At 42.1% G+C, this 13,510-nt stretch carries 11 protein-coding genes; 9 read left to right on the top strand and 2 right to left on the bottom strand.

What is annotated here, in order from left to right:
• The 4 genes from alr to cfa all read left to right on the top strand — a co-directional run bounded on the left by alr (position 1) and on the right by cfa (position 4,714).
• Complete coding sequence (gene alr / locus E0H80_RS02605) at positions 1 to 1,104, top strand: alanine racemase (RefSeq protein WP_131362843.1); 1,104 nt, start codon at positions 1 to 3, stop codon at positions 1,102 to 1,104.
• Between the two features lie 52 nt (positions 1,105 to 1,156).
• Entirely contained in the window at positions 1,157 to 1,516 is a 360-nt protein-coding gene (locus E0H80_RS02600; RefSeq protein WP_131362841.1) for a RidA family protein, read from the top strand.
• 164 nt (positions 1,517 to 1,680) lie between these two features.
• Complete coding sequence (locus E0H80_RS02595) at positions 1,681 to 3,114, top strand: amino acid permease (RefSeq protein WP_131362839.1); 1,434 nt, start codon at positions 1,681 to 1,683, stop codon at positions 3,112 to 3,114.
• 460 nt (positions 3,115 to 3,574) lie between these two features.
• Entirely contained in the window at positions 3,575 to 4,714 is a 1,140-nt protein-coding gene (gene cfa, locus E0H80_RS02590; RefSeq protein WP_131362837.1) for a cyclopropane fatty acyl phospholipid synthase, read from the top strand.
• 402 nt (positions 4,715 to 5,116) lie between these two features.
• Here cfa and hemJ read toward each other — a convergent pair whose 3' ends face one another.
• Together hemJ and E0H80_RS02580 are read right to left on the bottom strand one after the other, a co-directional pair.
• Positions 5,117 to 5,569: a protoporphyrinogen oxidase HemJ gene (hemJ, locus tag E0H80_RS02585; protein ID WP_131362835.1), complete on the bottom strand. Its 453-nt coding sequence runs from the start codon at positions 5,567 to 5,569 to the stop codon at positions 5,117 to 5,119.
• Positions 5,570 to 5,639: 70 nt separating this feature from the next.
• Positions 5,640 to 6,869, bottom strand: a complete 1,230-nt coding sequence (locus tag E0H80_RS02580) for a beta-ketoacyl-ACP synthase II (protein ID WP_131362832.1) — start codon at positions 6,867 to 6,869, stop codon at positions 5,640 to 5,642.
• A 279-nt stretch (positions 6,870 to 7,148) separates the two neighbouring features.
• Here E0H80_RS02580 and E0H80_RS02575 point away from each other — a divergent pair, with 279 nt between their 5' ends.
• The 5 genes from E0H80_RS02575 (at position 7,149) to tuf (ending at position 13,382) form a co-directional block, all read left to right on the top strand.
• Entirely contained in the window at positions 7,149 to 8,642 is a 1,494-nt protein-coding gene (locus tag E0H80_RS02575; RefSeq protein ID WP_131362830.1) for an EcsC family protein, read from the top strand.
• A gap of 168 nt (positions 8,643 to 8,810) precedes the next feature.
• Complete coding sequence (rpsL, locus tag E0H80_RS02570; protein ID WP_002050319.1) at positions 8,811 to 9,185, top strand: 30S ribosomal protein S12; 375 nt, start codon at positions 8,811 to 8,813, stop codon at positions 9,183 to 9,185.
• A gap of 177 nt (positions 9,186 to 9,362) precedes the next feature.
• Positions 9,363 to 9,833, top strand: coding sequence for a 30S ribosomal protein S7 (gene rpsG / locus E0H80_RS02565; RefSeq protein WP_004648014.1), 471 nt, complete (start codon positions 9,363 to 9,365; stop codon positions 9,831 to 9,833).
• A 126-nt stretch (positions 9,834 to 9,959) separates the two neighbouring features.
• Positions 9,960 to 12,098, top strand: coding sequence for an elongation factor G (gene fusA / locus E0H80_RS02560; protein WP_131362828.1), 2,139 nt, complete (start codon positions 9,960 to 9,962; stop codon positions 12,096 to 12,098).
• A gap of 93 nt (positions 12,099 to 12,191) precedes the next feature.
• A complete protein-coding gene (gene tuf / locus E0H80_RS02555; RefSeq protein ID WP_131362826.1) occupies positions 12,192 to 13,382 on the top strand; it encodes an elongation factor Tu in 1,191 nt (396 codons plus the stop codon).
• Positions 13,383 to 13,510: the final 128 nt, after the last annotated feature.

Below are 13,510 nucleotides of genomic sequence, written 5' to 3'. Positions count from 1 at the left end.
ATGTCACGTCCCATTCGCGCTGTGATCCATCAGCCGGCATTACGCCATAATCTGGCGGTTGCACGTCAGATGATGCCTGACAGTCAGGTTTTTGCCGTGGTCAAGGCAAATGCTTATGGTCACGGTATTGAACGTGTTTATGATGCTTTTCGACAGGCAGATGGTTTCGCCTTGCTCGATATTGCGGAAGCGAAGCGTATTCGTGCACTCGGTTGGCAGGGTCAAATTTTGCTTCTCGAAGGTCTGTTCGAGGTTCAGGATTTACAGGATTGTGCTGAATTAGATCTCGGTTTTACCGTGCACAGCCAGTATCAAATAGACTGGTTACAGCAGTTTGATGGTTCCGCACAGTTTGATGTGTTTCTGAAAATGAACAGCGGCATGAATCGCTTGGGTTTTAATCCTGAAGCCTATCAGGCGGCATGGCACAGTTTGCAGCAACTTGGGTGTGTGAAATCTGTAACCCATATGACGCATTTTTCCGATGCGGATGGTGAACGCTTGGGTGAGCCTGGCATTGGCTATCAACAACAAGTCTTTGAAGAAACCATCAAAGATTTACCGGGAAAATGCTCGATCAGTAATAGTGCCGCTATTCTGCGTTATCCCCAACAACTTCATTCCGATTATATCCGTAGTGGCATTATGCTCTACGGCAGTTCCCCAGATTATCCAGCGCATAGCATTCAGGACTGGCAGCTGCAACCGACCATGTCGCTTCGAAGCAAGATCATTGCTGTGCAAGAAGTCAAAGCCAGTGAAAGTATTGGTTATGGTTCACATTTTATTGCCTCCGAACCTTTAAAAGTTGGCATTGTTGCCTGTGGCTACGCCGATGGTTATCAGCGCATCTCGAAAACCGGTACGCCGGTACTGGTCAATTCAGTTCGAACCCAAACGCTAGGTCGGGTCAGTATGGATATGCTGGCGGTTGATCTGAGCCATATCCCCGATGCTGATATTGGCAGTGAAGTCGTGCTTTGGGGGACATCATCAACAGGTCAGGTTTTAGCTATTGATGAAGTGGCAGTCAGTTCAGGCACGGTGGGCTACGAGTTGATGTGTGCAGTCACAGCTCGGGTTCAATTTGAAATTGAACATTAGAATTTAAAGTTTATGGATTCAAAATCCAGTTATTCACAATAGGGAAATTAATATGTCACATTCAGATATCCAAAAGATCCACACTACAGAAGTGATGAGCGCAGTGACCATTTTTAATCAAGTGGTGTATTTATCTGGGCAGGTACCGAAAACCACGGCACAAGATATTGAATTGCAAACTCAGGATATTCTTACCACCATCGACAGTTTATTGGCGCAGGCTAACAGTGATAAGTCACGATTATTGTCAGCGCAGATTTATATAAAGAACCTTGAAGATTTTAAAACGGTGAATACGGTTTGGGTTGACTGGCTAAAAGGCTGCGTCGCACCATCACGCGCGACGATTCAGGCGAATCTGGTTAACCCGGATTGGCTGATTGAAATTGCTGTGACCGCAGCGCAAAAGTAATTTTTAGCTTCAACTTTTTAAAGCCATCTCCCGCAACTAGATCAGGAACAGTGTAACTGTCTTGATTAAAGCAGAAATTAATCAAGAGGCAGGATTGAGCGCACAGGAAGCTTTCGCCCAATTCAAAATGCCCGGTTTATACAGTGCTATAAGGATATTGAAATATGACAACGAATCAATTGGATGATTCATCCTCTCCGCATGAGTTACAACGGAAACTCTCCAACCGTCATTTACAGTTGATCGCTATTGGTGGCGCAATTGGTACAGGTTTGTTTATGGGTTCAGGGAAAACCATTTCCTTGGCCGGGCCGTCTATCCTGATCATCTACATGATTATTGGTGCGATGTTTTTTTTCCTGATGCGCGCATTAGGTGAAATTTTGCTTTCCAACCTGCATTACAAATCCTTTATCGATATGGCGCATGATCTGATTGGCCCGGCTGCGGGTTATTATATCGGCTGGTCGTATTGGCTGGGTTGGGTGTTGGTGGGTATTGCGGATTTGGCTGCGATTATCAATTATCTCGGTTTTTGGCTACCGCATGGAGAAGCTTTTACCCCTATGGGGCAGGCCGCCATCAGTGCCGGTTGTGTACTGTTGGTATTAGGCATTAATCTGCTCACCGTGAAACTGTTTGGTGAAATTGAATTCTGGTTCGCGCTGATTAAAATTTTAGCCATTTTAGGCTTGATTGGCATTGGCGGATATATGGTGTTTATGCAGTTCCAGCCACCGCAAGGTGCTGTGGCAAGCTTTAGTCATGTCTGGTCACATGGTGGCATGTTTCCGAAAGGTGCAAGCGGGTTTTTGGCCGGATTCCAAATCGCGCTGTTTGCCTTTGTCGGAGTAGAGCTGATTGGAACCATGGCAGCGGAAACCAAAGACCCAGAGAAAAATCTGCCAAAAGCCATTAACGCAATTCCGACGAGAATTATTCTATTTTATGTTCTGTCCCTCTTTGTAGTGATGTCAGTTACCCCATGGAACCAGATTCCCGCGGATCAGAGTCCATTTGTGACCTTATTCTTGCATGCCGGAATTCCAACCTCTGCCATTATTATGAATCTGGTGGTTTTATCTTCAGTGATGTCCTCCATGAATAGTGGCGTGTTCTCGACCAGCCGGATGCTGTTTGGTTTGGCTAAAGATGGTCAGGCACCGCAAACCTTAAGCCAGTTGTCTAAACGTGCAGTTCCGGCCAAAGGACTTATCTTTTCTTGCTGCTTTATTATGGCGGGCGCGGCATTGCAGTATTTCGTACCCAATACCATTGAAGCGTTTACCTTGGCCAGTTCATTATGCGTCATCCTGTTCATTAGTATCTGGAGCCTGATCATGGTCTGTTACATTCGCTACAGAAAACGTAGTCCTGAATTGCATGCCAAATCAACGTTCAAGATGCCGGGTGGGGTATGGATGTCCTATATCATTCTAGCTTTCATGCTGTTTGCTTTAATTATTTTGAGTTTAGAGGCTGATACTTTAAAAGCCCTGATGATTAGTCCGCTTTGGTTAATAATTCTTGGAGTGACCTATCAACTGCTCTATAAACCACGGATGAAAAAGCGTACTCATCCTTTAAAAATAAAGTAGTCACTGATTCAGACAGTTAAAAAGAGAGTGGTTTGATCCACTCTCTTTTTTATGAGGATCCATTTTAATCATGATTTGAAATTGAGTTAAGCGCGAATCGCGGCTAAGAAATTAACTTGAAAAAGTAGGAAGATCAGAGCCATCCTCGATCAAAATTAAAAAATAGGTAGTGGGTTCAGCGGACGCCGACTCTGTTGATGATAAAAGTCTTTTTAAATTAACTACTTAAAGTGTAAAATTTATCTCTTAACATTAGAAAAACAGTCTAAGAACCAAAATTCTGCAATGATTAGTTTATCTCTTCAGAGCGCAAAGTCCGGATCCTGAAATGGCGGGTGAATTGCTGCTAGAAAACAAGCTGGATCTGATAGTTGGAATTACATTCAGAAAAGATTGAACAAGCTAAAATTAAATAATGAGTTAATAAAATTCAAAAAAATTAGAATAATTAGGAGTAGGTATGAATATCTATGTTGGGCATAAAAACGATGGCTTAAAAAATATCTTGGCAAAATTACTGGATGAAGCGGGCATTCATATTAATGGTAACCAGCCTTATGATATACACATACATAATGATAATTTTTATAACCGTGTCTTACAGCAAGGCTCATTAGGTTTGGGTGAAAGTTATATGGATGGCTGGTGGGATTGCGACAGGTTGGATATTTTATTTTATAAAATTTTACGGGCCAAATTAGATCAAAAATTACCGCACAATTTAAAAGATATTATCAGAATTGCGATTGCTCGCATCAGAAATTTACAGACTCAAAAAAGAGCATGGACGGTGGGTGAAGAACATTACGATCTGGGTAATGATCTTTTTAACCATATGCTGGATCCATCTATGCAATATTCCTGTGCTTACTGGAAAAACACCGACAATCTTTTTCAAGCCCAGCAACAAAAACTCGACTTGATCTGTCGTAAACTTGACTTGAAACCCGGTATGCGATTATTAGATATTGGTTGTGGCTGGGGAGGGCTAGCCGAGTATGCAGCTAAAAATTATCAAGTTTCGGTTACAGGTATTACTATTTCTAAAGAACAACAAAAACTGGCAGTTGAGCGATGTAAAGGACTGGATGTTGAAATTTTGCTCATGGATTACCGCAACTTAAATGATCGCTTCGATCGTATTGCATCAATAGGCATGTTTGAGCATGTGGGATTGAAAAATTACGACACCTATTTTCAAGTGGTACAACGTAATTTAAATGCTGATGGATTGTTTTTATTGCACACCATTGGTTCTAATCTAACAAGGATCAGTACCGATGCTTGGATAAGTAAATATATTTTCCCCAATGGTTATATCCCCTCAATTGAAAAAATTGCTCATTTTAGTAGTGGCAAATTTATTATGGAAGATTGGCATAATTTTGGTAGCGATTATGACTTAACACTTCGGGCTTGGTCTGAAAGATTTATTAAAACGTGGCCAGAAATTGAAGCCAATTATAGTGCGCGCTTTAAGCGCATGTTTAATTATTACTTAAATGCCTGTGCTGGCGCATTTCGTGCAAGGGACTTACAATTATGGCAAATCGTATTCAGCCCAAATGGGATAGAAGGTGAAGTTCGAATTGCACGTTAGAATATGAGATTAACCGTGAATCACGGATTAAAAATTTTCTTTAAAATCATCCAGAAAATTTCTGCCTATCTCACCCAATGCTACTTGGCTATGTTCCTTAAGATCAATTCAGAGCGATTTTCGCACCAAAAATGATTTTGAGGCTTAAGCTAAGAAAAATGCAAAAGCAACAGTTCGGAAGAAGCAAACTGAATTAAAAAATTGAATAGTAATAAAATTATTTATATTAAGCTCTGATAAATTTGTGGACACTATTCTAGTATTACCCAGTTAGAAAAAGTGGGCTTTACCGGATGCTTACATGCATCTTATGGAAACAATCGGCTTAAGCCGGATTCGGGTGAGTGAGTAAAAAAAGATATAAAAAAACCTCCAAGAGGAGGTTTTTTTATATCAACTCGATTAAAACTGCGGTTTGACGACCACTAAAATCACCACCGCAAATAGAATCAGCGTTGGCATTTCATTAAAGTAACGCCAGAATTTATGCGATTTGTAATGCGGATTTTCCAGCAATTTTTTACGGTAATAGCCGCAGAAAAAATGGTAAATCACCAGTAAACCGACCAATCCGACTTTCAGGTAAAACCAGAGTGCTGCATGGTAATGCCGAGTTGCATCACCCCAATCCACTAAAAAGTGCGCTGTGATGAGGGTGGCAAGCATGGCAGGCCACATGATGCCGCGGTACAACTTGCGTTCCATAATCTGGAAGCGCTGATGACTGGTAGCATCCTCACTCATCGCATGATAAACATATAAACGTGGCAGGTAGAACAAAGCTGCAAACCAGCAAACCACAGCAATAATATGTAATGCTTTTACCCACAAGAAAGCATCAGAAGGAGCATCCATCTATTCACCCTTTTAAGGGCAGTGTGGCTGAAGTTGATCATCCGTTGCCGAATGATCAACAATTCTTAGCTTAGCCTTCCCATTTTTTGAAAACAAGACAGGCATTTACACCGCCAAAACCGAAACTGTTACTCATCACAGTATTCAATTTTGCGTCACGTTTTTCAAGCACGATATCAAATGGTTTTGCGCCTTCATCCAGTTCAGTCACGTTAATGTTTGGCGCAATAAAGTCGTTTTGCATCATTAGAACCGAATAAATCGCTTCTTGAACACCGGCAGCGCCCAAGCTGTGACCGGTCATCGACTTGGTTGAGCTCAGTGGAGGAACCTGACCTTCACCAAATGCTTGTTCCATGGCTTTAAGTTCTGTGATGTCACCGGCAGGAGTAGATGTACCATGCGTATTTACGTAGTCGATTTTATCTACACCGTGCTGTTTTGCTTCTTCTAAAGCCATAATCACACAACGCGTTGCACCTTCACCGCTTGGCGCAACCATGTCTGCACCATCGCTGTTTGCAGCATAGCCGACGACTTCAGCAAGAATTTTTGCACCGCGTGCTTGCGCATGTTCAAGTGATTCAAGCACCACAAAACCGCCGCCACCGGCAATCACGAAACCGTCACGGTCAGCAGAATATGGACGAGAGGCTTTTTCTGGCGTGTCATTGTATTTAGAGCATAGTGCGCCCATTGCATCAAACAACAAGCTTTGTGACCAGTGATCTTCTTCACCGCCACCGGCCAGCATTAAATCCTGTTTACCCAATTGAATCAGGTTGTAGGCATAACCAATTGCATCGGCAGACGTTGCACATGCGCTGGTAATGGTATGCGCCACACCTTGTAATTTGAATGCAACACCAACGTTTGCGGTAATGGTATTGGTCATATTGCGAGGAACAAAGAAAGGACCAACTTTACGCGCACCTTTGGTTTGTAATAATTCGTTCATTTCAATAACAGAAGCAGTTGAACCACCACCTGAACCACCGGCAATACCGTAACGTGGGTTATTCGCCAGGTCGTCTGCGCTTAAACCTGCATGTTCTACCGCAGCTAAAGCCGAATTATAGGCATACATCGCACAAACACCCATAAAGCGTTTTAGTTTACGGTCAATATTGTCAAAGTTTTGTTCTGCTGCTGCACTCACGTGGCTTTTAAAATTAAGTTCAGCATAAGTCGGGTTAAAACGTGTTCCAGAAATCCCGTTTTGCAAAGAATTAGTTACTTCTTCTAAAGAATTACCAATACATGAGTTAATGCCCATGCCAGTGATTACAACACGTTTCATCTACAGATCCCTTATGTGGTCGTGGTTTGAATAAATGCAGCTGAATGTATCTTTTGCCTCAAGCAAAACCCAGCGCCTTACTCATGTATTTCAATTACATTCATAATAGCAGAAAGGTTTTTGAATTCTTATGGCAAATATTATGCCTATTGCCCTGTGTATCTATTTGTGAAAATTCTCCGGTTTAATTAACCAAAAGATACAGATTAAAATTGAGATAAACTTAGACTGTACCTAGTATTTATCAATAATTGTAAGAACTGAAAATGAGGATAAAGAATGACTGATATCAATAATAAACATTCGCATGGATTCTTCTCAAATGCCTTTGGAGTGGCTAAAAAGATCAGTGCAGCTGGAATGGGTGTACTGAATCATGCCGCGCCGAACGGTGTAAGCAAGGACATGCAGCCCGTAAAAAATGGCAAGGTAGTGAATGGAGATACTCATCAATTAAGTACTTCTGAAGCCCATAAATATGATAATCCTCAACAAATGCTGCGCGAGTATTTCCCTAATGTGTCAAAACAATTGCTCGGTCGTCAGTATGGCAAGGTGACGCGTGTCGCCAATTTTGTTTCCCCGCAATTGTCAGATAAATTATCGGATTATTTTTTTGAACAGTTAAATCAGTTTACTTCAAATCTCAGTTCCGTCGATGCCGTGCTTGATCAGGCGGGCGCAAAAGATTTACAGGAATTGACCCAGGACGTAGACCGTTCAAAGCGAATCAGCCAGGCCTTGGCAGAACAGAATAAATGGATTGCTTCTATGCAAGGCGCTCTCACCGGGGCGACAGGGGTGGTGGGTTCGGCAATTGATGTGCCGTTGTCTTTAGTCATGTCTTTACGCATGATTTATCAAGTGGGACGTGCCTATGGTTTCGAGCTGAATAAAGAAACAGAACACGATATCGTCCAGTTTGTGTTTAAACAAATTGATTTAGGCCAGATTGCGGAAAAACAGAGTGTATTGATGGCGCTAAAAGCATTATCAAGTATGTTGAAAACACATGATGTTTCTCAATTCCAGCAAATGTTGGGTTCGAGTAACGATGTGGCATCGCTCAAAAAATGGTTAAGTAATGAAAATGGTGAAATGAAGTGGAAGTGGTTGAATCATCTTCCTAAAGTTTCAATCATTAGTAAATTGACACCAGTCGCCGGAGCGGGCATTAGTGCGGCATATAGTTGGAAACTGGTTGAAGACGTCAATCAGAAAGCACAACAAATCTTTTCTCAGGCTCGAAGATATTTGCAACAGCATGAAGGCGTAGAATTATCAGCGATTGCAGCTTATGAAAAATCTGTGACCTTATTAGCTCAAGCAACACCGAAATTATTGGAACATTTGTCTAAAGTTGATGACAAACCAAGTGAAATTAAATTAGATCAGGATATTCAAATTTCTGATAATAAAACCATTTCTAATGTCATCATCAAAAAGAAAGCAGAAGTTTCCAAGAGCGAAGAAAATCAGCAAGCAGAGCAAGATGAACAGGTTGAACAGGGTCTGGAAGCTTTAGCTGAGCAAATGGTTGAACCACATGAACAGGTTGAACCTCAGAAACCTGCTGTTCCTTTAGAAGAGCCAGTATTAGATCCAGCTCAAGAAGACTCTGAGCCAGAATTGGATCCAGCTAAAGAAGACGCTGAGTCAGAACTTGAGGGAAGTGAAAGTGAAGAGAAATCAGAGCAATCTTCGAGCAACGCATCTGAACAACAGGATGAAACCGCTGCAACAAAACGTAAAGTTACAAAAAAGAAATCCTAAAAGCTGGGCTTAAGCCTGTTAAATGCTTTACAACGCCCTAATTATAAGGAAATGGTTGATATTTGATATGGCCTCGAATATTGACCATTTTTCTATCTTCGCTTACAATTGTCTGCCCTCGAAAAGTAGTATTTTTTTGAGGCTTTTTATTAACGGGAGAATTGCCAAATGGCAACAACAAATCAGTTGATCCGTAAGGGTCGTACTACTTTGGTTGAAAAATCAAAAGTTCCTGCGTTGAAGGCTTGTCCACAACGTCGTGGTGTTTGTACACGTGTTTACACTACTACACCTAAAAAACCTAACTCAGCAATGCGTAAAGTTTGCCGTGTTCGCTTAACTTCAGGTTTTGAAGTATCAAGCTACATCGGTGGTGAAGGCCATAACCTACAAGAGCACAGTGTTGTTCTTATCCGTGGTGGTCGTGTTAAAGACTTACCAGGTGTACGTTACCATACCGTTCGTGGTTCTTTAGACTGCGCTGGTGTTAAAGATCGTAACCAGTCTCGTTCTAAATACGGTACTAAACGTCCTAAGAAATAATCTTTTTAGATTAGCTTCTTAAGAACGTAGAACCGCAATCCTTTATCGTCTCGCTTGTCTGATTTCTGCATTTAATTTTGTAAAATTCAAGCGACGTGTAGTAAGGCCAGCGAACAGTACATGACACTTTGTACTCATGCTGGATAAACCTGAAGTGTCATATTTATAGGTGTTAAAATGCCAAGACGTCGCGTAGTTGCTGCCCGTGAAATCCTTCCGGATCCTAAGTTCGGCAGCCAAACAATCGCTAAGTTCATGAACCACGTAATGCAAGATGGTAAAAAATCTATTGCTGAAAGTATCGTTTACGGTGCTTTAGACCGCGTTCAAGAAAAATCTAAAGTAGACCCAGTTGAATTTTTCGAGACTACTCTTGAAAAAGTTCGTCCTATGGTCGAAGTAAAAGCACGCCGTGTTGGTGGTGCTACTTATCAAGTGCCTATGGAAGTACGCCCATCCCGTCGTACTGCCTTAGCTATGCGCTGGTTAGTAGATGCTGCTGCTAAGCGTTCTGAAAAAACTATGGCTTTACGTCTTGCTGGCGAGTTGCTTGATGCAGCTGAAGGTAAAGGTTCAGCGATTAAGAAACGTGAAGATGTGCATCGTATGGCTGAAGCCAACAAAGCCTTCTCTCACTACCGTTTCTAATAGGTTTAAAGACCTTAATCAGGAAGATGATAGGGCGGTTTACTGAACTATCGTCAAACACTTTAAGCTGCTCTTGCAGCTTAAAGTGTCCTGTTTTAAACAACAAATTTAGGAATGCAAGAAATCATGGCTCGTCAAACCCCTATTTCTCGTTACCGTAACATTGGTATTTCAGCACATATTGATGCTGGTAAAACCACGACTACTGAACGTATCTTGTTCTACACAGGTGTATCTCACAAAATCGGTGAAGTACATGATGGTGCAGCAACAATGGACTGGATGGAACAAGAGCAAGAACGTGGTATTACAATCACTTCAGCTGCTACAACTTGTTTCTGGTCTGGTATGGGTAAACAATACCCAGAACACCGTGTAAACGTAATTGACACCCCAGGACACGTTGACTTCACAATTGAAGTTGAGCGTTCTATGCGTGTTCTTGACGGTGCATGTATGGTTTACTGTGCTGTAGGTGGTGTTCAACCTCAGTCAGAAACTGTATGGCGTCAAGCAAATAAATATAAAGTGCCTCGTTTAGCATTCGTGAACAAGATGGACCGTACTGGTGCAAACTTCTTCCGTGTTGTTGAACAAATGAAAACACGTCTTGGTGCACACCCTGTACCAGTTGTAATCCCGGTTGGCGCTGAAGAAAACTTCACTGGCGTTATCGATTTGATCGAAATGAAACAGATCATTTGGGATGAAGCTTCTCAAGGTATGCAGTTCGAATACGGTGAAATCCCGGCTGAACTTCTAGAACTTGCAGAAGAATGGCGCACCAACATGGTTGAAGCTGCGGCTGAAGCTTCTGAAGAATTGATGGACGAATACCTAAACAATGGCGACTTGTCGAAAGAACAAATCGTTGCGGGTATCCGTGCTCAAACTTTGGCTTGTGAAATCCAACCAATGCTTTGTGGTACAGCTTTCAAAAACAAAGGTGTTCAACGTATGTTGGATGCTGTTATTGATTTCTTGCCATCACCGACTGAAGTTAAGCCTATCGAAGGTATTCTTGACGACAAAGCTGAAACTAAAGCGATTCGTGAAGCATCTGACGAAGCTCCGTTCTCTGCGCTTGCATTCAAAATCATGAATGACAAGTTCGTAGGTAACTTAACTTTCGTACGTGTATATTCTGGTGTGCTTAAACAAGGCGACCCAGTATATAACCCAGTTAAAGGCAAACGTGAACGTATTGGCCGTATCGTGCAAATGCACGCAAACGATCGTCAAGACGTTGAAGAAATCCGCGCTGGTGATATCGCTGCATGTGTAGGTCTTAAAGACGTTACCACTGGTGATACTTTATGTGATGAGAAAAACGTCATTACTTTAGAGCGTATGGAATTCCCTGAGCCAGTAATTTCTTTAGCTGTAGAGCCTAAGACAAAAGCTGACCAAGAAAAAATGTCTATCGCCCTTGGTCGTTTGGCTAAAGAAGATCCATCGTTCCGTGTTCGCACAGACGAAGAATCTGGTCAAACGATTATTGCTGGTATGGGTGAGCTTCACCTTGACATTCTTGTTGACCGTATGCGACGTGAATTTAACGTTGAAGCTAACATTGGTAAACCAATGGTTGCTTACCGCGAAACAATCAAAAAGACTGTTGAGCAAGAAGGCAAGTTCGTACGTCAAACAGGTGGTAAAGGTAAATTCGGTCACGTATATGTTCGTTTAGAACCTATGAATGTCGAAGAAGCTGGTAAAGAATACGTATTCGCTGAAGAAGTTGTCGGCGGTACTGTACCTAAAGAATTCTTTGGTGCAGTGGATAAAGGTATTCAAGAACGCATGAAAAATGGTGTATTGGCTGGTTACCCTGTTGTGGGTATCAAAGCGACATTATTTGACGGTTCTTACCATGATGTCGATTCTGACGAATTATCGTTCAAAATGGCGGGTTCTTATGCCTTCCGTGATGGTTTCATGAAAGCGGATCCAATCCTTCTTGAACCGATCATGAAAGTTGAAGTAGAAACTCCAGAAGACTACATGGGCGATATCATGGGTGACTTAAACCGTCGTCGCGGTATGGTTCAAGGTATGGAAGATTTACCTGGTGGTACTAAAGCAATTAAAGCTGAAGTTCCATTGGCTGAGATGTTTGGTTACGCAACTTCTATGCGTTCTATGTCTCAAGGTCGTGCGACTTATTCTATGGAATTTGCTAAATATGCTGAAACTCCACGTAACGTGGCTGAAGGCATCATTACTAAGTTCCAATCTGGCGGTAAAAAAGGTGACGACGAGTAATCTTTCGATTACTATAAGCCCAAACTAATTCATAGTTAAAAACCAAGTGCTCATGCAGTAACCCTGCATGAGTAGTTATAAAAGGAAGCTCTCATGGCTAAGGCTAAGTTTGAACGTAATAAGCCACACGTAAACGTGGGTACAATTGGTCACGTCGACCATGGTAAAACAACTTTAACTGCTGCAATTGCAACGATCTGTGCAAAAACTTACGGCGGTGAAGCTAAAGATTACGCAGCAATTGACTCTGCACCAGAAGAAAAAGCACGTGGTATTACCATTAATACTTCACACGTAGAATACGATTCTGCAATTCGTCACTACGCGCACGTAGACTGTCCAGGTCACGCCGATTATGTTAAAAACATGATCACTGGTGCTGCTCAAATGGACGGCGCGATTCTTGTATGTGCTGCGACTGATGGTCCTATGCCACAGACTCGTGAACACATCCTGCTTTCTCGTCAGGTAGGTGTACCTTACATTCTTGTATTCCTTAACAAGTGTGACCTTGTTGATGATGAAGAATTGCTTGAATTGGTAGAAATGGAAGTTCGTGAACTTCTTTCTACTTATGACTTCCCAGGTGATGATACTCCAATCATCCGTGGTTCAGCGCTTCAAGCATTGAATGGTAATGAAGGTCCGTATGGCGAATCTGCTGTAATCGAATTGGTTGCTGCGCTTGATTCTTACATTCCTGAACCAGAACGCGCAATTGACAAAGCATTCTTGATGCCAATCGAAGACGTATTCTCTATTTCAGGTCGTGGTACTGTAGTAACAGGCCGTGTTGAATCGGGTATCGTTAAAGTTGGCGAATCAGTTGAAATCGTTGGTATTAAAGATACAGTTGTAACGACTGTAACTGGCGTGGAAATGTTCCGTAAATTGCTTGACGAAGGTCGTGCTGGCGAGAACTGTGGTGTTCTTCTACGTGGTACTAAACGTGAAGACGTGCAACGTGGTCAAGTACTTGCTAAACCAGGTACAATCAAACCGCATACTAAATTCGACGCAGAAGTATACGTACTTTCTAAAGAAGAGGGTGGTCGTCATACTCCATTCCTTAACGGTTACCGTCCACAATTCTATTTCCGTACGACTGACGTAACTGGCGCAATCCAATTACAAGAAGGCGTGGAAATGGTAATGCCGGGTGACAACGTTGAAATGTCAGTAGAACTCATTCACCCAATCGCAATGGACCCAGGTCTACGTTTTGCGATCCGTGAAGGTGGTCGTACAGTGGGTGCTGGTGTAGTTGCTAAAGTAACTCTATAATCAGTATTGATTGTATAAAAAAGCGCTCCTTTGGGGCGCTTTTTTTATGGGTAATGATTTCTTTGCTTGGGTTTTACATCAAAAAAAATTCACTGATCCTGGTTTTTTTTCTTGCGTCAAAATAAAGC

The sequence above is a fragment of the Acinetobacter sp. ANC 4779 genome, assembly GCF_004331055.1.
In the GTDB taxonomy this organism is placed as follows: domain Bacteria; phylum Pseudomonadota; class Gammaproteobacteria; order Pseudomonadales; family Moraxellaceae; genus Acinetobacter.
The sequence above is the reverse complement of the archived record's forward strand: the minus strand, read 5'-3'. Positions and strand labels throughout refer to the sequence as shown.